At 52.0% G+C, this 20,805-nt stretch carries 21 protein-coding genes; 9 read left to right on the top strand and 12 right to left on the bottom strand.

What is annotated here, in order from left to right:
- The first annotated feature begins 93 nt into the window (after positions 1 to 93).
- The gene (locus VPR01S_RS14280; RefSeq protein ID WP_021706058.1) at positions 94 to 942 is read left to right on the top strand and encodes a pirin family protein; all 849 of its coding nucleotides are present in this window, start codon (positions 94 to 96) and stop codon (positions 940 to 942) included.
- 110 nt (positions 943 to 1,052) lie between these two features.
- On the opposite strand, the gene ppnP is transcribed toward VPR01S_RS14280, so the two are convergent.
- Positions 1,053 to 1,337, bottom strand: a complete 285-nt coding sequence (gene ppnP, locus VPR01S_RS14275) for a pyrimidine/purine nucleoside phosphorylase (protein ID WP_021706057.1) — start codon at positions 1,335 to 1,337, stop codon at positions 1,053 to 1,055.
- Positions 1,338 to 1,553: 216 nt separating this feature from the next.
- On the opposite strand from ppnP, the gene VPR01S_RS14270 reads away from it, so the two are divergent.
- The gene (locus tag VPR01S_RS14270) at positions 1,554 to 2,879 is read left to right on the top strand and encodes an ABC1 kinase family protein (protein WP_021706056.1); all 1,326 of its coding nucleotides are present in this window, start codon (positions 1,554 to 1,556) and stop codon (positions 2,877 to 2,879) included.
- 169 nt (positions 2,880 to 3,048) lie between these two features.
- On the top strand, positions 3,049 to 3,489 hold the full coding sequence (locus VPR01S_RS14265) for a DUF2850 domain-containing protein (RefSeq protein ID WP_021706055.1): 441 nt from the start codon (positions 3,049 to 3,051) through the stop codon (positions 3,487 to 3,489).
- Between the two features lies 1 nt (position 3,490).
- Here the strand turns inward: VPR01S_RS14265 and VPR01S_RS14260 are convergent, their stop codons facing one another.
- Both VPR01S_RS14260 and VPR01S_RS14255 read right to left on the bottom strand, forming a co-directional pair.
- The gene (locus VPR01S_RS14260) at positions 3,491 to 4,858 is read right to left on the bottom strand and encodes a TrkH family potassium uptake protein (RefSeq protein WP_021706054.1); all 1,368 of its coding nucleotides are present in this window, start codon (positions 4,856 to 4,858) and stop codon (positions 3,491 to 3,493) included.
- Positions 4,855 to 5,517, bottom strand: coding sequence for a potassium channel family protein (locus tag VPR01S_RS14255; protein WP_021706053.1), 663 nt, complete (start codon positions 5,515 to 5,517; stop codon positions 4,855 to 4,857). The genes VPR01S_RS14260 and VPR01S_RS14255 overlap by 4 nt, the downstream gene beginning before the upstream one ends.
- Positions 5,518 to 5,718: 201 nt before the next feature.
- Here VPR01S_RS14255 and VPR01S_RS22680 point away from each other — a divergent pair, with 201 nt between their 5' ends.
- A complete protein-coding gene (locus VPR01S_RS22680) occupies positions 5,719 to 5,880 on the top strand; it encodes a hypothetical protein (RefSeq protein WP_021706052.1) in 162 nt (53 codons plus the stop codon).
- Between the two features lie 27 nt (positions 5,881 to 5,907).
- Here the strand turns inward: VPR01S_RS22680 and VPR01S_RS14250 are convergent, their stop codons facing one another.
- Positions 5,908 to 7,158: an MDR family MFS transporter gene (locus tag VPR01S_RS14250; protein ID WP_021706051.1), complete on the bottom strand. Its 1,251-nt coding sequence runs from the start codon at positions 7,156 to 7,158 to the stop codon at positions 5,908 to 5,910.
- A gap of 166 nt (positions 7,159 to 7,324) precedes the next feature.
- Positions 7,325 to 8,488 (bottom strand): MBL fold metallo-hydrolase, encoded by a 1,164-nt coding sequence (locus VPR01S_RS14245; protein WP_040902804.1) that lies wholly within the window; start codon positions 8,486 to 8,488, stop codon positions 7,325 to 7,327.
- Between the two features lie 110 nt (positions 8,489 to 8,598).
- Between VPR01S_RS14245 and VPR01S_RS14240 the strand changes: the two genes are divergently transcribed.
- Together VPR01S_RS14240 and VPR01S_RS14235 are read left to right on the top strand one after the other, a co-directional pair.
- Positions 8,599 to 9,204 (top strand): TetR/AcrR family transcriptional regulator, encoded by a 606-nt coding sequence (locus VPR01S_RS14240; protein WP_021706049.1) that lies wholly within the window; start codon positions 8,599 to 8,601, stop codon positions 9,202 to 9,204.
- Positions 9,205 to 9,446: 242 nt separating this feature from the next.
- Positions 9,447 to 10,775, top strand: a complete 1,329-nt coding sequence (locus tag VPR01S_RS14235; protein ID WP_021706048.1) for an anaerobic C4-dicarboxylate transporter — start codon at positions 9,447 to 9,449, stop codon at positions 10,773 to 10,775.
- Between the two features lie 54 nt (positions 10,776 to 10,829).
- Here the strand turns inward: VPR01S_RS14235 and VPR01S_RS14230 are convergent, their stop codons facing one another.
- Positions 10,830 to 12,029 carry an MFS transporter gene (locus VPR01S_RS14230; RefSeq protein ID WP_021706047.1) on the bottom strand — a complete coding sequence of 400 codons (1,200 nt, stop codon included), beginning with the start codon at positions 12,027 to 12,029 and terminating at the stop codon, positions 10,830 to 10,832.
- A 100-nt stretch (positions 12,030 to 12,129) separates the two neighbouring features.
- Here VPR01S_RS14230 and VPR01S_RS14225 point away from each other — a divergent pair, with 100 nt between their 5' ends.
- Complete coding sequence (locus VPR01S_RS14225) at positions 12,130 to 13,035, top strand: LysR family transcriptional regulator (protein ID WP_021706046.1); 906 nt, start codon at positions 12,130 to 12,132, stop codon at positions 13,033 to 13,035.
- Between the two features lie 46 nt (positions 13,036 to 13,081).
- Here VPR01S_RS14225 and ahpF read toward each other — a convergent pair whose 3' ends face one another.
- From ahpF to VPR01S_RS14205, 4 genes are all read right to left on the bottom strand, one after another.
- Positions 13,082 to 14,650 (bottom strand): alkyl hydroperoxide reductase subunit F, encoded by a 1,569-nt coding sequence (gene ahpF / locus VPR01S_RS14220; protein ID WP_021706045.1) that lies wholly within the window; start codon positions 14,648 to 14,650, stop codon positions 13,082 to 13,084.
- Between the two features lie 145 nt (positions 14,651 to 14,795).
- The gene (gene ahpC / locus VPR01S_RS14215; RefSeq protein WP_021706044.1) at positions 14,796 to 15,353 is read right to left on the bottom strand and encodes an alkyl hydroperoxide reductase subunit C; all 558 of its coding nucleotides are present in this window, start codon (positions 15,351 to 15,353) and stop codon (positions 14,796 to 14,798) included.
- A gap of 175 nt (positions 15,354 to 15,528) precedes the next feature.
- Positions 15,529 to 16,137, bottom strand: a complete 609-nt coding sequence (locus VPR01S_RS14210; RefSeq protein ID WP_021706043.1) for a bifunctional 4-hydroxy-2-oxoglutarate aldolase/2-dehydro-3-deoxy-phosphogluconate aldolase — start codon at positions 16,135 to 16,137, stop codon at positions 15,529 to 15,531.
- 9 nt (positions 16,138 to 16,146) lie between these two features.
- Complete coding sequence (locus tag VPR01S_RS14205; RefSeq protein WP_021706042.1) at positions 16,147 to 17,523, bottom strand: GntP family permease; 1,377 nt, start codon at positions 17,521 to 17,523, stop codon at positions 16,147 to 16,149.
- Between the two features lie 153 nt (positions 17,524 to 17,676).
- Here VPR01S_RS14205 and VPR01S_RS14200 point away from each other — a divergent pair, with 153 nt between their 5' ends.
- Both VPR01S_RS14200 and edd read left to right on the top strand, forming a co-directional pair.
- Positions 17,677 to 18,198: a gluconokinase gene (locus VPR01S_RS14200; RefSeq protein WP_021706041.1), complete on the top strand. Its 522-nt coding sequence runs from the start codon at positions 17,677 to 17,679 to the stop codon at positions 18,196 to 18,198.
- Positions 18,195 to 19,991, top strand: a complete 1,797-nt coding sequence (gene edd / locus VPR01S_RS14195) for a phosphogluconate dehydratase (protein WP_021706040.1) — start codon at positions 18,195 to 18,197, stop codon at positions 19,989 to 19,991. Before VPR01S_RS14200 ends, edd begins: the two co-directional genes overlap by 4 nt.
- 48 nt (positions 19,992 to 20,039) lie before the next feature.
- On the opposite strand, the gene mdtI is transcribed toward edd, so the two are convergent.
- Positions 20,040 to 20,369: a multidrug/spermidine efflux SMR transporter subunit MdtI gene (gene mdtI, locus VPR01S_RS14190; protein WP_021706039.1), complete on the bottom strand. Its 330-nt coding sequence runs from the start codon at positions 20,367 to 20,369 to the stop codon at positions 20,040 to 20,042.
- A complete protein-coding gene (locus VPR01S_RS14185) occupies positions 20,366 to 20,743 on the bottom strand; it encodes an SMR family transporter (RefSeq protein WP_021706038.1) in 378 nt (125 codons plus the stop codon). Before VPR01S_RS14185 ends, mdtI begins: the two co-directional genes overlap by 4 nt.
- Between the last annotated feature and the right edge of the window lie 62 nt (positions 20,744 to 20,805).

Here is a 20,805-nt window from a genome sequence, read left to right as displayed (position 1 = left end):
TTCGAAATTATCGAATAAGACCACCGAAAAGCCCGCCCTCACGACCGCAATTTACCGCGCTACACTGCCTGCATACACACTAAGGAGGCCGTTATGCGCCAAGCGAGAATCATTCAACAAATTATTCCGTCACAAGCCACGTCCGACGGTGACGGCGTTAAAATCCGTCGTGTTGCCGGTTTTGATAATGCGCGATTCTCACCGTTTCTGATGGTGGATGAGCTCAAATCGGACGACGAAGCCGACTATGTTGGTGGGTTTCCGCCTCACCCTCACCGCGGGATTGAAACCTTAACGTATATGCTGCAAGGGCACTTTCAACATCGTGACCACATGGGGAACATCGGTGAGCTGAGAAGTGGCGGCGCACAGTGGATGGCGGCAGGCCGTGGCGTCATCCATAGTGAGATGCCCATTATGCAGGATGGAGCTCTGCACGGTTTCCAGATTTGGATTAACCAACCCGCCAAAAACAAGATGCAACCGGCTCAATACCACGACTTTCAGCCGGAAACCATCACCGAACATCACTCTGCCAGTGAAGGCCTGATCAGGTTGCTGGCGGGAGAGCTCCGATTGGAAGGACAGCAACTGACCGGACCACTGGTCGACACCGGCGTCCCGGCAACCGTAGCGGACTGGCGCACGCAAGCCGGACAAGCCTTAAAAGTGCAAACCAACGGCAATCATACTGTCATGCTGTACAACTATAAAGGAGAGGTCAGACTGGCTGATCGCGTAGTCCGGCAAGGAGAGGTGGCATTGCTGTCCAAAGGGGACGAGTTCACGCTCGACGCAGCTCAAGACAGTGGTGTCCTGATCTTTATAGGTGAGCCGATTAACGAGCCTGTGGTTCACTATGGCCCGTTCGTCATGAACAGCGTTGCTGAGATTGAACAGGCTATCCGGGATTACAACAGTGGTCAGTTTGAATTGTACTAACCCCTCTTAGGTGTCCTTTCGGGGACGATTGGTAAGAGAAAGTTGGATAATCCACTGTCATTCAACTTTTTGTTTGCCACGCCGCCACGGCGTGGCTTTTTTTATCCGGCTCAGCCCAGATATTCACACAGATAGGCCGTGGCCACTTCCACTTTCAGATCAAACGATGAATCGCCCGCCACGTCAAACGACTCACCAGCAGCAAATGTCTGCCAGTCTGCGTCTCCGGCTCGCTTGATGATCAGCGCACCTTTCACAACCGTCATTCGTTCCGGCGCTGCCGTACCAAAAGTGTATTCACCCGGCAGCATAACTCCGACACTGCTGTCGCCGTCTTGCTGGGTAAAACCAAGCGATTTCACACCGCCCTCAAAATAAGTATTTTCCTTAATCATTGTTTTTTCCTGTCTCTGATTTGAGAGTTCAAGTTGTATCGGATAACCTCGAATGGCACAAGATGTTGATGAAAATATAATTGCCGCAGTACACGAGCACCGACTCATCGATGCAACCAGATGGAAGCGAGCGCGTATAAAGAGAATAATTTAGGGAACTTCGTCATCAACCGACATAATGAAGTCAGACGGAATCACAACCAACAGGACGCCACGATGTCACAGCGAGAAAGTAAAATACCGACCCATAGACTGTCTCGTCTCGGCCAGTTTGCCTCTCTTGCCACGCGCGTGACTGGCAATGTGGTCTCCGAGGGTACCAAACAGTGGATGCAAGGCAAACGTCCTTCCGCCAAAGAGCTGCTTCTGACACCGAATAACCTTAAACGGGTCGCGGATCAGCTCGCACATCTGCGTGGTGCGGCAATGAAAGTCGGCCAGATGTTATCGATGGATGCAGGCGATCTCCTCAGTCCGGAATTGGCCGAAGTACTGGCGCGATTGCGTTCAGACGCCAATCCCATGCTGGCGAAACAATTGGCGGCGGTACTGGAAGAAGGTCTCGGACAGGAGTGGAAACAGCAGTTCCTCGCGTTTAACTTCAAACCGATCGCCAGCGCCTCGATTGGACAAGTGCACCAGGCTTACACCGATGACGGCATCAAGCTGGCGGTAAAAGTACAGTACCCAGGCGTGGAGAAAAGTATCGACAGCGATGTCAACAATGTTGGAACGTTGCTCAACGTGGTTGGACTGCTCCCTAAAGAGGTCGATATCGCGCCACTACTGGAAGAGGCGAAAACTCAGTTGCATTACGAGGCCGATTACGTGCGCGAAGCGCACTATCTGCGACGTTACCAAGCGCTATTGAGTGGCGACCCGGCATTTGTGGTGCCACAAGTGTTTCCCGCACTCAGCTCTAAAACCGTCCTAAGCATGTCGTATGTGGAGGGCGTGCCGATCGAATCACTGCACAGCGCTGCTCAGCCGATTCGGGATCAGGTCATGACCCACATACTCTCTCTGTTGTTTCGCGAGTTGTTCGAATTTCAGTTGGTACAAACCGATCCCAACTTTGCCAACTATCTGTACAACCATGCCAGCGGACAAATCGCCCTATTGGATTTCGGCGCGACCCGTGAATACCGCACCACCATCAGCGAAGGCTATCGCATGGCGTTCTCGGCAGTAATGAAGGGGGAAACTGAGAAGCTAGATACTGCTCTGACTCAGATTGGCTTTTTCAGTCAAACCATTGCTCCAGAGCAGCGGGAAGCCATCTTAGCACTGGTCAGAATGGCGTGTGAGCCCATGCTGCATCAGGGTGATTATGATTTTGCCACCAGCGGCCTGGCGCAGCGACTGCGTGATGCCGGCACCGTCCTGAGTATGGAAAAAGATTATTGGCATACACCACCTGCGGATGCGCTTTTCCTCCACCGCAAAATCGGTGGGCTATACTTACTGGCAGCTCGTTTGCACGCCAACGTCGATGTTCAGTCACTGGTCACGCCGTATCTGGATATCCATAACGCTGCATAACAGGCCGTAACCTTTGAGCAGAAGATCAAATTTCTACTGGTGTTATTTGCGACCTTGAGCCAATTATTACACTCTGTCATACGGAGTACGGAATAACTCGTGGCCGGGGATGCAAGGAATGGCAGTCAAAAATCCCGTTACAGGTGTAGGAGTCGACGCTGGGTCTGGAATGGCAAAACAGAGTGCAATCAAAGTTATCTTAGGTTTGATTCTGGCGACGCTTGCCGCCGGGTTTGCCCTGTTGATCTATTTTAGCTATCGCGCTTACACCAACCCAGAACATGTCTATGGAACCTGGATTGAGATCGGGACACCGGTCTACAACACAGATACTCTGACACTCAATGATCACGGCGTGTTCAAGAATGGCCGATTGATCGCCACCCAATACGATTTTACCGGCAAGCGCATCTACGTCGAAACGGGCAGTGGCATCTCGATTTACGAAATGGCCGGAACGGAGCGCTCACCCCAACTCAAACGCCTGCAGCCCAACAGCCCGACTCAACGCTTCATCAAGCAAGGGTTTGAGCATACCATTGACAGAGAAAACGGCGGCCCGGCGAAAAACCGCCGCGCCGCATTGTCGGATCACTTCGGCGGGGACTGAATTACCCCGTCAGCACGTTATCTTCTGGGTATTTCAGCAGCGATGGTTCCGGACGCGCCAACAAATACGCCAGTGTTAACGGGCCGATACGGCCAATAATCATCACCACAATCATGATCCACTTCCCAGGCTCCGACAACTCCGCTGTTAACCCGGCAGTCAGCCCGACCGTGGCAAAGGCAGAAATAGTCTCGAACATAACTTTGTCGAAGCTGGACTGTTCCGTCAGCATCAGCAAGAACATGGCTGTAGTTAACAATAAACCGCTCACCACGATGATCGCCAGCGCTTTGGTGACCGTTGGCCAACTGATGGTGCGCTTGAACAAAACCACATAGCGTTTCTGCGTCAGGAATGCCCAGGTTGCCATAATCGCAACAGAGAAAGTCGAGACTTTGATCCCCCCGCCGGTCGACGTCGAACCCGCGCCAATCAGCATCAGTACAATCATAATCAGCAGCGCCGGTTGAGAAAACTGCGTCAGATCGATGCTGTTAAAACCGGCGGTTCGGGCACTGGCTGACTGAAAGAAAGCCGCCAGCCACTGGGTACCCGGATTCAGCGTCCCCATGGTGTACGGGTTATTGTGCTCCAGCAGCCAGAACATGATGGTGCCAAACACCAACAAAACTGGCGTCATCATTAGCATCAGTTTGGTATGCAAATGCAGATGTGCGAAGCCTTTTTTCAGGTTACTCGACAAGTCACCGATCACTGTAAAGCCCAAACCACCAAAGATAAACAACGCCGCCAACGTGAAGATGACCAGTGGATCGTTCACAAAGCCAATCATGCTGTCGGAGAACAACGCAAAGCCCGCATTGTTAAATGCCGACACCGAATGAAACAGCGCATAAAACATCCCGGTTTGCCAGCCCATTTCTGGCACCCAACGTAGTGAGAGAAGCACAAAGCCGAGCGTTTCAGCCACCATCGCAAAGACGATGATTTTCTTGACCAGGCTGCGCAAATTAACTCTCCGATCCTGTCCTAATGCTTCTTTGGCCAACGCTTGCTGCCTCAGGCTCAGACGGACGCCGAACAGATACAGCAATACGGCTGACAAGGTCATCTGTCCCAGGCCACCAATTTGCATCAGGCACATCAACAGGATCTTACCTTCCAAGGTAAAGTGCTGACCGGTATCCACCACACCAAGCCCCGTCACGCTGATTGCAGAGGTGGCGGTGAACAGCGCGTCAGTCAGACTCAGGCCGGAAACAGAAAACACCGGCAACGTGAGTAATAGTGCCGACGGGATAAGGACACCAAGAAAACTCAAGAGAATAATGCGCGGCTCGCCGCCTTTCTTTTGAGTTTTCTCACTGTCCAGGGCGTAAATCGCCCCGTGCCGTTGAGAAAAAATCATAACTGTTTCAGCCGACTGGCCAGCGCCTCTTTCGGCCCGACAATAATAATAATGTCGCCAATTTCCAGGCTACGATCCATATCCGGCGCCTTGGTGATATCCGGACCACGTTTAAAGCCCAGCACCTGCACGCCTGCCACTTTACACAAGGCCAACTGCCCCAGCGTCTTACCCATCAATTTCGAACCAACAATGATCTCGGTCATCGCCAGACCACTGCCCAGCTCTTGGAATTCAAGCACGCGTTTGTCGAGCATTTTACGTGCCACGCGCACGCCCATATCCCGCTCTGGCATGATCACATGATCCGCACCGATTTTTTGTAAAATCTTGGCCTGAAAGCGATCGCTGGCCTTCACCCATACCGCTTTCACCCCGCTTTCTTTCACCACCAGAGTGGTCAGAATACTGGCGTTCACATCAGCGCCGATGGCCACCATCACCATGTCGTAGTCACTCAGCTTCAGCTCTGAGACGGTCTCTTCATTGGTGCAGTTGGCGACAATCGCCTGCGTCACAAAACCCGCCGCTTCGCGGACCCGATCTTCGTTGATGTCAACCGCCAACACCTGTGCCCCGGAATCTTCCAGCTCCTGACAAACCGACAAACCAAAACGCCCCAACCCAATCACGGCAAACTGTTTATCTCCAGTTTTCATTACTACACCTTCATTAACACGAGAAGAGCAAAGTGTGCGCCTGTCTCTGAGAGTTATCAAATTTGTGTTTCAGACTCGTACCACCAGTGGACTTGTATCAGGCGGTATCGCTCCAAACAAAAGGAATCTTAATTGATTGATTTTTAAAAAGTAGATAAGGACATCTACTCAAGTCAACATTCTCAACAACAAGATACTGGTATGAATGATTTCATCGCTCAAACCGAGGGCGATATCACCCACTTTGTCGAGAACTGGGACAACAGTGTCGTGTTGATTACTGCGGCGAGTTTGGTGGCGTGGTTGTTCTGGCGGCTGATATATGCTCGGCTGGAAACACTGGCCGCCGAGAAAGTGGCGTAAATAAGCCCTCAATCGAGGGCTTAGCATTCAGGCGGTTTCCGCTTGTGTGGTCTCGCGCTCAACCGTATCTTCGCAATGTTCGGCGCGCCAGTACAACCAAATCATCACCCCACATAATACGGCACACAGACTGAACAACCAGTTCGGATTCAGTGATTCGATCACAATACCACCAGCCAACGGAGCCACTGCGAAACCCAGCGAGTAGAGTGCTGCCGCACCAAAATAAGAGCCACGCAAATGCGGTGGGGCCAATCGGTCAATCTGGACATTGAGTGTCGGGAACGCGATCACTTCCCCCAGGCTAAGAATAAAGCTGGCCAACGCCCAGCCAACCGGCCAATCCACTGGCGTGAATAAAAAACCCAGTTGCGCGACGCCCATCAACGCCATGCCGATCCGGGTCCGGGCAAACAACGAAACGTGCTCGAGCCATTTCAACATCGGAAACTGAAAAGTTACGATGGTCAGGGTGTTGATCAACACCAGCATAGCGATCAGTTGCGCCGAGTCTTCGATCGGGCTGCGTACGATGACCTGTGGAATCGACGACTCCACCTGAGCATAAACAAACATCATGATAAAGTTCGCCAGCATCAGTTTCACGAAAATATTGTCTTTGCTGATCACTCTAAGCGTGGCTGGAAAATTCGGCAGCAGTGAAACATCCGGCTTGGTGAATTTTTTGCGTCGCTCAATACCGACAAATACCCAGATACCATACAAAACATATGTAGCACCAGTCACCAGAAACAGTTTTTGTGGCTGTGCCAGCGCCAGAGAAATACCAATCAATGGTCCAATCGCACCGCCAAGATTGAGCAGAAAATAACGGATGTTGAGCGCCAGTTCACGGTCTTTCAGGTTAGGGAGATTGTCGCCGATCACCGCTTTAGAAGGCGCTTCAATCATCGGACGCATCAAACCGGTAATAATGATCAGTACATAAAAATGCCAGATTTCGCTCGCCAGACCAATACCGGAAAAGGACACGGCTGCCACCGCACTGCCGCTTATCATCACCCACTTTCGGCCAAAACGGTCCGACAAATAACCCGCATACAAGCCACTGAATGCGCCCACCAAAGCGGACGCCGCTAACATGGCACCGACATCAACGGCACTTGCGCCATAATCTCGATACAAAAATACAATCAAAAATGGCCAGGCCATGAAGTAACTGGTGCGCGATAGCAGCACGCCGGTCAACACCGTCCATACAGAGCTGTTAAACCGCTTAATCCGTTGTTTCTGAAACAGACTTTCCCCTTTTTCCATACGCTCTCCTTCCCTAACCAATGTGACACACTTCAAATTGTGCGTTATTTGGTCAGTATATGAAGAAAATATGAAAAAGATAGCAGTAATTTAGTAGACATATAAATAAGCCCGCAATTCGCAGGCTTGGATTATATTCTGTCTACTTGTCAGTTAGTTATATATTCTAGTTTTGATAACTTAGCTTGGCTTTAACCAAATTCATTTCTTGGTTTTTCCACCAAAATGACGTGTTTAATTCTTTTTTCACTTCAATCGTCTCTCCAATCATGGGCGTGACCAGATTCGCTGAGGCGGCTTCTGCTTCCGCAATCAGATCCGTCATCGGCTCATCCCATTTGTGGGAGAACAATTCGAAGGTTGACCAGTGCACCGGGAACAATTTGTCGGCGCCAAGATCCTGAAACGCTTTTAACGTGTGACGCGCCTGCATATGTCCCCAATTTTCTACCGGAAACCCTTTGCCCTCTTTAACGTTGGCAGCCACTTCAATAAACGCCATGTCAAACGGACCCAGTCGCTCACCAATCTGCCTGAAATGCTGATCGTAGGCGCTGTCACCGCTGTAGAACAACGCACCCTGTTCACTGCGCAGCGCCCAGGAGCACCACAATGTGGTGTTCGAATCAAATCCGGTACGTCCGGAGTTGTGATTAGCGGGCGCAGAAGTAAACTCAATGCCATTGAGCTGATGACTTTCCCACCAGTCAAACTCACGGATATGGTTCGGCGACACTCCCCATTTTTCCAGGTGTTTGCCAACGGCCAGAGGCACATAAAACAGCACTTCTTTATCGGCATAGTAACGAATGGTCGCTTCTTCCAGATGATCGTAGTGATCGTGAGAAATCAGAATGACATCTGGTTTGGGTAAACGTTCGCGAGTGACTGGCGCGTCAACATTGCGGTCAAACAGTTTCTTGGCGACCCACGGAGAGGCATACTCAAATACCGGATCGACCAGAATCCGGGTAGCGTTCATTTCGATGAACAAGCTAGAGTGTCCCAACCAAGTGACACGCAGCGCGTCACTTGGCTCAGCCAGGGCTTCCAAATCCACCCGGTGATGAGGCAGACGCACTTGCGGCTTCAGTTGCCCACGTTCAAAAAAGAACTTCCACATGGTGGTCGACATACTTTCCGGGCTGGGTACGGCGGGCATGCGCGCGATGGCTTTGCCGTCTTGAAATTGCGGGGAGCGAGCGATTCGGTCCGCACGAAGCTGCGCACTCTGTTGTAGCGCTTCACTGTGCCTGTCTGCTCTGGAGGCCTGATTGATACCCATCACACCCAGAAGAGAAACAAACGAGGCTTTGATTACATTACTCATGTTCATGACCTATTTGGCTACCCAGAAAAGTAAACGATGGTGTATACTTTAGACATCACAACGTTAAAAGTAAACACCATCGTTTACTTCAGTCTTCTACAGGTGTCCACATGGTCAAAAGAAGCGATATAAAACAAGACGATATCATCAAATCTGCCATTGAAGTTTTTTCTCAGAAAGGCTTCGAGCAGGCCAGTATGGAAGGGATATCCAAACAGGCCGGCGTATCAAAGCGGACGCTTTATAAGTACTACCCCAACAAAGACGCCCTGTTCGAAGTTATTGTAGACAAGCTAATATGTCGCTTTGATGACCAAAAAGCCCTGCAGTTTGAACCTTCTGTGTCAGTCGCCAAACAGTTGCAGACTCTGACTCAGCAACAACTGTGTTATATCAATACTGAAGACTTTCAGATGACTGCTCGTATGGTGATGGCAGAGTGCATCCGTTGTCCGCACACCTCACGCCTGTTGATGGAAAAATTCGCCGCGATTGAAGACAGTTACGGTTTAACCGTGTGGGTTAAGCAAGGCATTGCAGCCGGCGTCCTGGAAGTGGAGAATGTGTCCCAGGCCGTAGAACAATATATCGGAAGTATCAAAGCGAGCGTGTTCTGGCCTCAACTGCTTGCTCATCAACCACCGCCAAGTTGCGAGCAGGTAAACGCCGCTATCGAAACCGCGGTGCGCTGCTTTGTTGCCTGCTATGTCAAATAACGCTGCTCTGCCGGGATTTTTATGCATCCGGCTTATTTTCGTTAACTGGCACATTAATATTGCGCAACACTCTCCTTACAAAATCGCCGTAATTACGTCACGAATCCGGCCAATAATGTGCTGAAAATCCGATAAAAAGCATTTCATTTTTGGTGACTTAGGTTGTGTGAAGCGAGTTTCATTTTTTTGGTATCTTACATAAGAGAATGTTAATAACCATAATTTTATAAGGGGTTGTTAATATGCTCTATCTGGAATTTTTATTCCTCTTGCTGATGCTTTATATCGGCTCTCGCTACGGCGGTATCGGGCTGGGTGTCGTGTCCGGTATCGGTCTGGTGATTGAGGTCTTTGTCTTCAAGATGCCGCCAACATCACCACCTGTTACCGTAATGCTGATCATTCTTGCAGTTGTGACCTGTGCTTCGATTCTGGAAGCAGCCGGGGGCCTCAAATACATGTTGCAGGTCGCAGAAAAGGTACTGCGTAAGAACCCAAAACGAGTCACGTTGATCGCCCCGTTTGTGACTTATTTTATGACCTTCCTGCTCGGCACGGGTCACGCTGTCTATTCCATCATGCCAATCATCGGCGACGTTGCGTTGAAAAACGGTATTCGCCCTGAGCGGCCAATGGCCGCCTCTTCAGTTGCTTCGCAAATCGCCATTACTGCATCACCTATCTCAGCTGCGGTGGTGTACTATCTGGCACAACTGTCCAATATTCAGCACGACATTACCCTGCTGTCGATTTTGCTGGTCACTGTCCCGGCAACGCTATTCGGCACGTTACTGATGTCACTGTACAGCTTAAAGCGTGGTAAAGAGCTGGATGACGACCCCGAATATCAGGCCCGCCTTCAGGACCCGGAATGGCGTGAGCGCATCCTCAATACCACTGCCACATCACTGGACGAAACGCTGCCAACCTCGGCGCGTAATTCGGTCCTGCTGTTCATGCTATCGATTCTGACCATTGTGGTGATCGCCATGGTTCCGGAAATCCGCACCATTACTGACGGCTCCAAGCCGATCAGTATGGCCGTGGTGATTCAGATGATGATGCTGTGTTTCGGCGGTGTGATTCTGCTGGCAACCAAAACCGATCCGCGCAACGTGCCCAACGGTGTGGTATTCAAATCCGGTATGGTGGCCGCCATCGCGATTTTCGGTATTGCCTGGATGTCTGACACTTACTTTCAGTACGCCATGCCGCAATTCAAATCAGGCATTGTCGAGATGGTGACGAACTACCCTTGGACGTTCGCACTGGCGCTGTTCATTGTGTCGGTGGTGGTTAACTCGCAAGCCGCCACTGCCCGGATGATGTTGCCGGTTGGCCTCGGGCTCGGACTGGATCCGGCGCTACTGATCGGTATCATGCCCGCCGTCTACGGCTACTTTTTCATTCCGAACTACCCATCCGATATTGCGACGGTCAACTTTGATACCTCCGGCACCACCAAAATCGGTAAGTGGTATTTCAACCACTCTTTTATGTCGGTCGGTCTGATCGGTGTCGTGGGTGCTTGCTGCCTGGGTTACGTTCTGGGCCAGATGGTGATTGGCTAAACCACACCAAACCCTGTCCAAAAGCGGCCTTGGGCCGCTTTTGTTTTCAGCGCCTCAAGATTCCCAACGCCGGTATCGCCACAGCAACACGGGCACCACGCCAAGTGCCGCCGCAGCCCAAAGCATGACGGAAAAATCCAGCTGCCCATGTCGATCTGTGGCGATCAACGCGCTGCCAAGTGCCCCACCAACTCCGACGGCAAAATGTTGCAACGCGTTCTGAATTCCGATGATGTGATTTCTCACAGCGATCGGTAATGTTGCGATCATCTCAGTGGCGAGGATTAAACTTCGCGCAGAACTGGCGATAATGAAGAACACAAAAGCCCCCGCCGCCAACCACACATCCTGTGTATTGAAGCCACAGACCATTGCGCCCAGCATGACAGCGGTCAGTATAAATATCCATTGCCCTGACTGCCCTGACGTTAATCTCAGGCGGGCGTAAGTTTGCATGACGATAAACGAGCCCAGTCCTCCAAATGTATAACAGCCACTGAGCAGCCCGGCCCCGATGGTCAGGTTGAGGTGCAGCATCACCGGAAACTGAGTCGAGACCACAAACGTCCCCAGCACTGCCGAGCTGATCATGGCAACAGCAAACCACAATACTCTGCGCTCAGCGACTGCTTCGGAAAAACGCGGATTTTGCCCGCCGCTGTCAGGCTCAGATCCCGGGGCTACTCTGCGGCAAATCAAGAAAAATACCAGCCACACCGCAAGCAGTGACAACGCAAGGATGGCAAACGACCACTGCCAGTGATCTCCGGCCAACAGGAGCAGTAACGGCACGCCCAGTGTCAGAGCAAGCGGAAAAGCACTCAGTAACAGTGCGGTGTGCTTTCTGCGATGTTCATCATCGACCTGCAACACCATCAGGTTAAGGTTGACTACGGCCAGGCCACCTCCACACACCCCGGCCACTACTCTGGCAATGAGCATCCACTCGAAAGATGCCACCCACACACTCGCGCCTGTTACCAGCGCCAAGCCAAGCAGCAGTGTCAGGCAACGTCGCCGCTCCGTATTAATGTTGTCTGCGCCTTTAAACAGCAGACACGTCACACCCGCAGCCAGCGCATAAGCCATGGTCAGATAACCGGCAAGCGCGCCAGACACCGCCAGTTGCGTCGTGATCACGGCACTAAATGGCACAATCACCAGCGCGTCCAGCGCTAACAGAAAATGCACCAAAAACGCGATGAACAATGGTGACGTATTTTGCGGAGTGGAAAGTGTAGAACTGTGCAACATAGCAATGCCCCTTGAAAGCAAAACCCCAGTTTACAATTGAAGATTATTAGATAAAGGGCGTAAAATTGGTTTGATAATTTCACATAATGGGATAATAAATGTGTTGGATGATATTGACCCAATCTGGCTGAAAAGCTTCCAGTGTGTTTACGAGCAGCACAGTTTTAAACAGGCTGCCGAACACCTCTCCATTCCCACTTCTAACGTCAGTCGTCATGTTGCTCTGTTGGAAGACAAACTCAGCACCAAGTTACTGGAACGCACCACCCGTCGGGTAACGCCCACCCGCGCCGGGGAACAGCTCTACAGTTCGACCAAGCATCTGTTGAGCGCCTTGCATGATGCCCTGCACGAAGTGAGTAATCACACCCGTCATATCACCGGACAACTCAAAGTACTGATGCCTGACATTCCTCCACTGGCTCAGGCTGCCGTGGATTTTTGCTGCTCGTATCCTGACGTTCAGTTCCTGTGCGATACCAGTTTGCACCCAAGAGAAGATTTTCTTGACGGATTTGATCTGATCCTGACCTACAATCGCGGCACACTGGCGGACAGTGGTTGGGTCGCTGTTGAGCTGTGTCGTTGGTCCAGTGTTGTGGTCGCGTCACCGGAACTTATTGACCGCTACGGAACGCCACGCTGCCTCAGTGATCTTCAGCACATGCCGTGCATCACCAGCTTGTCTGCGCTTAACGGTGCGCCTTGGGTATTCCAAGGTGACAAACAACCTGTCACCTTCCATCCAAAGTCTACTTTCCGGGTCAACAGTGGTCACATCGCTAAAGCAGCGGCGATACGCGGGCTGGGGTTGGCCATCATGCCGCAAGCCATGTGTGAGACAGAACTGGCCACTGGCCAGTTGCAAGCCGTCAGCTTAGAGTATCCTGCCAACGACCTTGTGCTGTACGCTTTCTATGCCGGGCGCAAGTTCTTGGCGCCGAAAATATCGGCCTTTTTGCAGTCTGTCTGTTCAGAGCTGGCCAGCAGCCAGCATCACCAATAAAAAAACAAGCCCGATTGGGCTCGTTTAAAAGTGGATAGATTTGCCGTTACGCTTGTTTGCGAATCAGGTAGTCAAAGGCTCCCAAGCTGGCTTTGGCCCCCTCACCCATCGCAATGATGATTTGTTTGTACGGTACCGTCGTCGCGTCACCCGCGGCAAACACACCGTCCATGCTGGTTTCACCCCGACTGCCTACTTCGATTTCACCGCGGGCAGACAACTCAACCTGCGAGTCTTTCAGCCATTCCGTGTTGGGTACCAGACCAATCTGGACAAAGATACCTGACAGCTCCAGTTGTTTGAGCTCATCACTGTTGCGGTCTTTGTACTGCAGGCCCGTCACACGAGTGCCATCACCGATCACTTCTGTGGTTTGCGCCATGGTAATGATGTCAACGTTTGGTAATGAGTTAGCTTTGTCGATCAGTACCTGGTCGGCACGCAGTACATCGGCAAACTCCAATACAGTCACGTGTTCAACGATACCCGCCAGATCGATGGCAGCTTCAATGCCTGAGTTACCCCCACCGATCACGGCGGTTTTCTTGCCTTTAAACAACGGACCATCACAGTGTGGGCAGTATGCAACCCCTTTATTACGGTATTCCTGCTCACCCGGTACGTTCATTTCACGCCAACGAGCACCCGGGCTCAAGATGACACTTTGACTTTTCAGTGTGGCGCCGCTTTGCAGATTGACATGGACTTTACCGTCATTGGTAAATTCCGCGCCCATCAATTTGTCTGCTTGTTGCTCTGTAATGATGTCCACCCCATATTCTTTAAGGTGCTCCGCCATATTGGCTGCCAGCTTTGGACCTTCGGTACGTTGCACAGAGATGAAGTTCTCAATCGCCATGGTATCCATTACCTGACCGCCTAAACGCTGGGCGACAATACCAGTACGAATGCCTTTACGTGCTGCGTAAATTGCCGCCGCTGCGCCCGCAGGTCCTCCGCCAACAACCAACACATCATACGGATCTTTTTCATTCAAGCTGGCCGCCGCTTTTTCAGCCGCACCATCATCTAACTGGTTCAGAATCTCGTTCAATGTCATACGGCCCTGACCAAACAGTTCACCGTTAATGAACACACTCGGCACCGCCATGATGTCTCGCGCTTTCACTTCGTCCTGGAACAACGCACCATCGATCATGGTCGCGCGGATATCCGGGTTGATGGCCGCCATCATATTAAATGCCTGGACCACATCCGGACAGTTCTGACATGAGAGCGAGATAAACACCTCAACATCGAGCTTTTTATCCAGCTTGGCGATTTGTTCAATGACCGCCGGTTCAAGTTTGATCGGATGACCGCCAGAGTGCAGCAGCGCCAGCACCAGCGAGGTGAACTCATGCCCCATAGGCACACCGGCAAAACGCAACTGCGTGCCCGATTTCGGGTTGGTCACGGCCATAACCGGCTTACGTTCACTGGCTGCGTCGTCACGTTCAACGCTGATCAATTCACTCAGCTCCGCAATTTCATTAGCCAAAGCGAGGATGTCTTGTGAGCCTTTGCTTTCATCTAGGCTGACCACTAAACGGACGTCTTCTTTTAAATTTGTCAGATACTGTGATAACTGCTGCTTGATCGCTTGGTCTAGCATACGGGAATACCTTTTTGTTATTGATTCTTAAGAGTGGTCACTCTGGATAAAAGGGAGAGCGAACCGGGCATTTAGGTCGTCAGGTAAAACACTCGGTCCACTCTTTAATTTAAAACGTAATCAAATGTTTATAGATTAGGCGTGGTTAGATTTTGCCAACCAGGTCCAGAGAAGGCGCCAGCGTTTCTTCGCCTTCTTTCCATTTAGCCGGGCATACTTCGCCTGGGTGAGCCGCAACGTATTGAGCCGCTTTCACTTTACGCATCAGATCTTCTGCGTCACGGCCGATGCCTTCGGCGGTGATTTCCATCGCCTGAATCACACCTTCTGGGTCAACCAGGAAAGTCGCACGGTCTGCCAGACCCTGACCTTCACGCATCACACCAAAGTTGTTGGTGATGGTGCCAGTCTGGTCACCCAGCATGAAGTAGTTGATTTTGCCAATAGTGTCTGAGCTGTCGTGCCATGCTTTGTGCGTGAAGTGAGTGTCAGTCGACACTGAGTACACTTCTACGCCGCGCTTTTGTAGCTCTTCGTAGTGGTCAGCCAGGTCGCCCAGCTCAGTCGGACAAACGAATGTAAAGTCCGCTGGGTAGAAGAAAAATACCGCCCATTTGCCCAAAACATCTTGTTCTGTAATGTCAACGAAATCGCCAGATTTGTATGCTGTTGCGCTAAATGGTTTGATCTTAGTATTAATCATAATCTTTGCTTTCCTTTTAGTTATTGGCTTTGCCATGTCTTGCTTTCGGAAACTATATTCCCATGCTCCCCTACTTAAAGAAAATTGCTTGTAACTATCTATTCGATAGGCAAAATCTATAAACAAAAAAACGGCGACCTTCGGTCGCCGTTTTCGTATTCGTGCCGCACACGCCCTATAAAGCGCGCACCAGTTCGGCAATACCTGCCCAGTCTCCCTTGTCCATCAGGTCGGTCGGCACCATCCAGGTTCCGCCACAAGCCACCACTGAATTCAGAGCCAGGTAGTTGGCTACATTATTCGGGTTTACGCCACCGGTAGGCATAAAGTTCACCGGATAAACGGCCGTCAGTGCTTTGAGCATCGAGACACCGCCTGATGGCTCAGCCGGGAAGAATTTCAGCGTACGCAGGCCGAGCTCCATTGCCTGCTCAACCAAACTTGGGTTGTTGACCCCCGGGATGATCGCAATGCCACGTTGCTGGCAATATTTCACCGTGGTCGGATTCAGCCCCGGGCTGACAATAAAATCTGCGCCGGCGTCAATAGCCTGATCCACTTGCGCGGTCGTCAGTACCGTCCCCGCCCCGATCAGCAGCTCCGGATACGCCTGACGCATCTGGCGAATTGACTCTGCGGCCACGTCCGTGCGGAAGGTCACTTCTGCACACGGCAGGCCATTTTCTACCAGTACTTTCGCCAGCGGCACAGCTTGGGCGACGTCATTGATCGCGATTACAGGGACGATTTTGATTTCTCTCAATCGTTGTTCAATGGTTGTCATAAAGAACCTCTAAAGAATAAAGCTTAATGTTGCAACGATAATAAATGCGATGCCACCAAGTAAAGTTTCCATCACTGTCCACGTCTTCAGTGTGGTTTTTTCATCCATTTCCAGCAGGCGTGACACCAGCCAGAAACCTGAGTCGTTAAAGTGTGACAGGACGGTTGCGCCACCAGCAATGGCGATCACGATAAAGCACAGATCCAGTTCACTCAAGCCTACTGTGGCGGCGATCGTTGGCGCAATCAGGGCCGCCGTGGTGGTCAGCGCCACCGTTGCAGAGCCCTGCGCCACACGCAAACAGGTTGAGATCACAAACGCTGCCACAATCACAGGCATCCCCGTATCAGCCAGCACGCCCGCCAGTGCATCACCAATACCGCTCGCACGTAAAACGCCACCGAACATCCCACCTGCACCTGTCACCAGAATCACGGCACAGATCGGCGCCAGAGAGTCACCACACAATTTTTCCAACTTCGCCATACCGTAATCTTTAGCAAACACCAGCATACAGGCAAGCAGTGTGATCAATAGCGCGATTGGCGTTTTACCCAGCATACGCAGCAGCTCGACCGCCGGAGACTGACCGTCAATGACCCCCGCTACGGAGAGCGTATTCAACCCCGTGTCGAGACAAATCAGCAACACTGGCAGGATCAGGATGGTCATGACGGTGGCAAACTTAGGCAATTTGGCTTCATCGATAATGGCATCGGTGTTGAAAAACGCTTTCGACAGCGGAATATCGAACTTCTTCCCTGAATAGAGACCAAACAGGTAGGCACCCAGATACCAAGTCGGGATCGCAACCAGAATACCGATGAACAACAGCAGACCGATGTTAGCGCCGAGCAGATCCGCCGCGGCAACCGGGCCTGGGTGAGGCGGCACAAAGGCGTGCATCACAGCAAAAGCACCAGCCGATGGCAACGCATATTTCAGCGGAGAGCCACCGAAACGCTTCGCGACACTGAAAATGATCGGCATCATCACAACCAATCCCGCATCAAAGAAGATGGGGAAGCCAAACAACAAAGACGCTATCCCAAGCGCTAGCGGCGCACGCTTTTCTCCGAAGCGGCCAATCAGAGTGTCGGCCAGTACTTTTGCACCGCCCGTCACTTCTAAAATCTTACCGATCATGGCTCCCAGGCCAACCAGCAATGCCACCGAAGCCAGTGTGCCGCCAAAACCACTCAGCATGGTCGGCACCACTTTGTCCGTGGTGACGCCAGTGGCGATGGCAGTGCCTAAACTGACCAGAGTTAAAGAAGCGAAAGCGTGAACTTTCAGCTTAATGATTAAGACCAGCAGCGCTGCAATTGCTATCGCTGCCACGGTTAACAGATACGTAGGATCTGATGTTTGGGCGATGTGCTCCATGTGTTCACCTTTCAGAATTATTGTTTGTGTTATAGTTCACATTTATTTACGTTACCGGTAACATGTTACCGATAACATAAATAAGATAAACCCATATTTTGAAGTGAATTTTAAAAATGAGATCACGCGCAAATTTGGTTTAAAGGAGTCGTTATGGCTGGTAGTAGCGTCATTGTAATGGGCGTATGTGCTTGTGGTAAAAGTACAATTGGTGAACAACTGGCAGCAAAGCTGGGACGTAAATTCATCGATGGTGATGACCTCCACCCTAGAGCAAATATTCAAAAAATGGCCTCGGGCCAACCGCTGGATGATGACGATCGGAAACCGTGGTTGGAGCGCATTCGTGATGCTGCCTACAGCCTGGAAAACAAGAATGAGCACGGCATTATCGTCTGTTCCGCCCTTAAGCAGAAGTACCGTGACCAGATCCGCGATGGCAACCAGAATGTCACGTTCTTATTTCTGGATGGCGATATGGCGCTGATCCTTGAACGTATGCGCCAGCGTCAGGGGCACTTTATGAAAGAGAACATGGTCAAAAGCCAGTTCGAAACACTGGAGCGCCCGGACAACGAAGCAGGCACACTAGTGGTCAGCATCGAGGGATCGATTGATGACGTGGTGGCGCACGCCGCAGAACTGTTGCTCAAACAGAGTGAGGCCGCCGCATGACCCATCCGACCGTCCTTGCCGTGACTGAGCGGTTGATTGAGCGCAGTCGAGACTCGCGCGCTGCGTTTCTGTGCCGCACACAAGAGCAGGCCCGGACTGGCAAGGGCCGCACTGGTTTATCCTGTGGCAATCTGGCGCACGCCGTCGCCGCCTCCTGCTCAAGCGAAAAAAAACAGATCCTCGACTTTACCCACGCCAATGTCGCGCTGATCAACGCTTACAACGACATGTTGAGTGCACATCAGCCCTACCAGCACTATCCGGATCAAATCAAAGCGGTGCTCGCCCAGTATGGGCATACCGCTCAGGTTGCGGGAGGCGTGCCCGCCATGTGCGACGGCGTCACTCAAGGGCAGCCGGGCATGGACATGTCACTGTTCTCGCGCGATCTGATCGCTCAGGCCACGGCGCTGTCACTCAGCCACAACGTTTTCGATGCAACCCTGCTGCTTGGGATCTGTGACAAAATCGCGCCCGGTCAACTGATGGGCGCACTCAGTTATGCCCACCTGCCCACCGCCTTTGTACCCGCCGGCCTGATGGCAACCGGGATCAGTAACGAAGAAAAAGTGGATATTCGCCAGAAATACGCCGCAGGCGAAGTGGGTAAGGAAAAGCTACTGGACATGGAATGCCGCGCCTACCACTCCCCCGGCACCTGCACGTTCTATGGCACCGCCAACACCAATCAGCTGGTTTTTGAAGCCATGGGGCTGATGTTGCCCGGCTCGGCGTTTGTTCACCCACATTCGCCGCTTCGCCAGGCATTGACCGACGCAGCGGCAATAAAAGTCGCCGCCATGACATCCGGCTCTGCCCATTTCAGGCCACTGGCCGATGTGGTCACAGCGCACAGCCTGATCAATGGCATCGTCGCCTTACTCGCCTCTGGTGGCAGCACCAACCACACCATTCACATGGTCGCGGTTGCCCGGGCGGCTGGTCTGATGCTGACCTGGCAAGATATCAGTGACCTGTCGGATGTGGTCCCGTTGCTGGCCAGGGTATACCCAAACGGTCCGGCAGACATGAATGCCTTCCAGCAAGCCGGCGGCGTCCCCGCCCTGATGAGAAGGCTGGATCTGTCACAGTTGCTTCACCGCGACGTCACCCCCGTATTCGGCACCTTTGATGATCAGCTCAGCCAACCAGACTTAGTCCATGGCAAGCTGGGCTGGACGGCTTGCCATGGGACACAGAATGCCGAGGTGATCGCCGCAGACGGTGAGGTTTTCCAGAACACGGGTGGCACCCGGGTGCTCAGTGGCAACCTCGGACGTGCGGTGATCAAGGTATCGGCGGTGAAACAGGATCAGCAGTGCATTGAAGCGCCTGCCGTGGTATTTCGCTGTCAACATGAGGTCGAGGCAGCCTATCAACGGGGAGCGCTCAATCGTGATTGTGTCGTCGTCGTGACACACAATGGTCCGGCGGCCAACGGTATGCCAGAGCTACACAAGCTGATGCCGATTCTGGGGAACATTCAAAAGGCGGGTTATCAGGTTGCGTTGGTGACGGACGGGCGTCTGTCTGGCGCCTCGGGCAAGATCCCTTCCGCGATTCATGTTTCACCAGAAGCCCTGCGTGGTGGTGCGATTGGTCTGATCAAAAATGGCGATATGGTGCGGCTCGACTGCCAGTCTGGCGTGTTACAAAATCTCTCTGAGATGGACGGGCGTCAGGCTGGGGAAACCAACGCCGATACTGACCAGTCCACCTGGGGGCGCGATCTGTTTCGGGTGATGCGACAAACGGTGTCCAGCGCAGAGGACGGAGCCAGTTTCATCGTGTGATTGGAAAATGAAAAAGGGCGGTTTTTCCGCCCTTTCTTTGTTTTGCGCTTAGGCCGTTTTCATCACCACCACCGCCATAATGACAACAAAGATCCCAGCCCAGCCTATCGGTTTGAGTTTTTGCTTAAACAGGATTGAACCGCCCACAGCCGTGCCGAGGATACCAATCGCTCCCCAGGAGGCATACGCCACGGCCAGATCAATCTCTTTCACAGCCTGAGCTAACAGGGTAAAGGCAGCCAGTACCAAGGCAATCGCTGTCACACCCCAGATTTTATGGCGAAAACCATCCGAGCGGGTCAGCGCCATGTTGGCCATAATGTCGACAATCGCCGCCAGCACCACAAAACCAAACGAGAGCGTCATAAATTGATTCATGATTCACACCTCACCGTCGTTGAGATCGATGTCTTGTCGGCTGGGGTACTGTGCTGCTCCCCACTGGTCACCATCACAATTCCGACAACGGCCATCGCCAAGCCAATCAGCTCCTGAGCGTTCAAATCTGCATCGAACAGGAACAGCGCCACCAGGGTGATCAGAGCAATGCCCAGCCCTTCCCAAACCGCGTACGCCACACCGATGGCGATCTTCTTCGCCGCCAGTGAAAGAAAGTAATACGACACCGAAATCAGAGCGTACATCACAACATAGCCCCACAAGGAACCATGCACGCCAATCAGCTTCATGGTACTGGTGCCCGCCACCTCAGCCGAGATGGCTAATAACAGAAATATTCGTGCAAGAAACATAATTCACCTTCTACAAGTTCTTAAAAATATGCATAACGGAGAATTGCGTATTACAGCTGGGT

This window comes from Vibrio proteolyticus NBRC 13287, assembly GCF_000467125.1.
Taxonomy (GTDB): Bacteria; Pseudomonadota; Gammaproteobacteria; order Enterobacterales; family Vibrionaceae; genus Vibrio; species Vibrio proteolyticus.
Note: the sequence above shows the minus strand (reverse complement) of the source record. Positions and strands in the feature narration are given on the sequence as shown.

What these genes read in the sequence shown, in the direction of transcription:
- VPR01S_RS14260 (WP_021706054.1), bottom strand. Translation starts at nt 4,858, where the DNA reads ATGATTTTTTCTCAACGGCACGGGGCGATTTACGCCCTGGACAGTGAG.
- VPR01S_RS14265 (WP_021706055.1), top strand. Translation starts at nt 3,049, where the DNA reads ATGGCAAAACAGAGTGCAATCAAAGTTATCTTAGGTTTGATTCTGGCG.
- ppnP (WP_021706057.1), bottom strand. Translation starts at nt 1,337, where the DNA reads ATGATTAAGGAAAATACTTATTTTGAGGGCGGTGTGAAATCGCTTGGT.
- VPR01S_RS14230 (WP_021706047.1), bottom strand. Translation starts at nt 12,029, where the DNA reads ATGTTGCACAGTTCTACACTTTCCACTCCGCAAAATACGTCACCATTG.
- VPR01S_RS14250 (WP_021706051.1), bottom strand. Translation starts at nt 7,158, where the DNA reads ATGGAAAAAGGGGAAAGTCTGTTTCAGAAACAACGGATTAAGCGGTTT.
- ahpF (WP_021706045.1), bottom strand. Translation starts at nt 14,650, where the DNA reads ATGCTAGACCAAGCGATCAAGCAGCAGTTATCACAGTATCTGACAAAT.
- VPR01S_RS14200 (WP_021706041.1), top strand. Translation starts at nt 17,677, where the DNA reads ATGGCTGGTAGTAGCGTCATTGTAATGGGCGTATGTGCTTGTGGTAAA.
- edd (WP_021706040.1), top strand. Translation starts at nt 18,195, where the DNA reads ATGACCCATCCGACCGTCCTTGCCGTGACTGAGCGGTTGATTGAGCGC.
- ahpC (WP_021706044.1), bottom strand. Translation starts at nt 15,353, where the DNA reads ATGATTAATACTAAGATCAAACCATTTAGCGCAACAGCATACAAATCT.
- VPR01S_RS14185 (WP_021706038.1), bottom strand. Translation starts at nt 20,743, where the DNA reads ATGTTTCTTGCACGAATATTTCTGTTATTAGCCATCTCGGCTGAGGTG.
- VPR01S_RS14235 (WP_021706048.1), top strand. Translation starts at nt 9,447, where the DNA reads ATGCTCTATCTGGAATTTTTATTCCTCTTGCTGATGCTTTATATCGGC.
- VPR01S_RS14205 (WP_021706042.1), bottom strand. Translation starts at nt 17,523, where the DNA reads ATGGAGCACATCGCCCAAACATCAGATCCTACGTATCTGTTAACCGTG.
- VPR01S_RS22680 (WP_021706052.1), top strand. Translation starts at nt 5,719, where the DNA reads ATGAATGATTTCATCGCTCAAACCGAGGGCGATATCACCCACTTTGTC.
- VPR01S_RS14240 (WP_021706049.1), top strand. Translation starts at nt 8,599, where the DNA reads ATGGTCAAAAGAAGCGATATAAAACAAGACGATATCATCAAATCTGCC.
- VPR01S_RS14210 (WP_021706043.1), bottom strand. Translation starts at nt 16,137, where the DNA reads ATGACAACCATTGAACAACGATTGAGAGAAATCAAAATCGTCCCTGTA.
- mdtI (WP_021706039.1), bottom strand. Translation starts at nt 20,369, where the DNA reads ATGAATCAATTTATGACGCTCTCGTTTGGTTTTGTGGTGCTGGCGGCG.
- VPR01S_RS14280 (WP_021706058.1), top strand. Translation starts at nt 94, where the DNA reads ATGCGCCAAGCGAGAATCATTCAACAAATTATTCCGTCACAAGCCACG.
- VPR01S_RS14255 (WP_021706053.1), bottom strand. Translation starts at nt 5,517, where the DNA reads ATGAAAACTGGAGATAAACAGTTTGCCGTGATTGGGTTGGGGCGTTTT.
- VPR01S_RS14245 (WP_040902804.1), bottom strand. Translation starts at nt 8,488, where the DNA reads ATGAGTAATGTAATCAAAGCCTCGTTTGTTTCTCTTCTGGGTGTGATG.
- VPR01S_RS14270 (WP_021706056.1), top strand. Translation starts at nt 1,554, where the DNA reads ATGTCACAGCGAGAAAGTAAAATACCGACCCATAGACTGTCTCGTCTC.